The organism is Thalassotalea sp. G20_0, from assembly GCF_017744175.1.
GTDB lineage: Bacteria > Pseudomonadota > Gammaproteobacteria > Pseudomonadales > Endozoicomonadaceae > Endozoicomonas.
This window is the reverse complement of record NZ_JAGHQV010000313.1, coordinates 1-826: the sequence shown is the minus strand read 5'-3', so window position 1 is coordinate 826 and position 826 is coordinate 1. Positions and strand designations below refer to the sequence as shown.

Below are 826 nucleotides of genomic sequence, written 5' to 3'. Positions count from 1 at the left end.
CCTGTCCGATGGGGGCCGCATCGAGAACCTGACCCTTAGTGATGCCATCATAACCTCAACGGAATCGGCCGGGGTAGTGGCTTGCGAAATGTCTGGCAACGCTACGATCAGTAATATTTGGGTTGAAGGTGCTTACGTTGCTACCAACACGTCTGATGTATACGCAGCTATTGGCGTGGGCAGTGTAGATGGCGGAGGAACTATTACTAACATGACTGCGTTGAACTGCAATGTGACAACCTCCGCCAACTCAGGTGCTGCCGGTATTGGTGCGGGATCATCGGACGGTGGAAACGTTACCAACATAATGGCGGTGGACTGTCATGTTAAAGCAATGGGAAATTATGCAAATGCCGGTATTGGTGCGGGATTATCGAGAACTGGAATGGTTAACAACACAATGGCGGTGAGCTGTCATGTTGAAGCAATGGGAAAAGAAGCAAATGCCGGTATTGGGGTGGGACATCAGCTTAGGGAAGGAACGGTTACAGACACGACAGCGTTGAACTGCACGGTGAAAACCAACACAGCTGATGCAGTTGGTGGTTATAGGGGGGCTGGTATTGGGGCTGGATTATCGCAGTCTAGTACTGTTAAACACACGACAGCGGTTTACTGTCATGTTGAAACAATGGGAAATAAAGCACATGCCGGTATTGGGGCTGGATTATCGCTGGCTGATTTAGCGCAGGGTGGGAAATCATACCAGGATACTGCTGTTAACCACACTACAGCGGTTAACTGTCATGTTATAACAATGGGAAATGAATCACATGCCGGTATTGGGGCTGGAGTATCGAGGGGGCAAAGTAATGTGGGGCGGGGG

At 50.0% G+C, this 826-nt stretch carries 1 protein-coding gene; it reads left to right on the top strand.

What is annotated here, in order from left to right; translation table 11 throughout:
• Window positions 1-88 precede the first annotated feature (88 nt).
• The coding region (locus tag J7438_RS26240) for a hypothetical protein (RefSeq protein ID WP_209278971.1) at window positions 89-826 on the top strand (738 nt) is incomplete at its 3' end.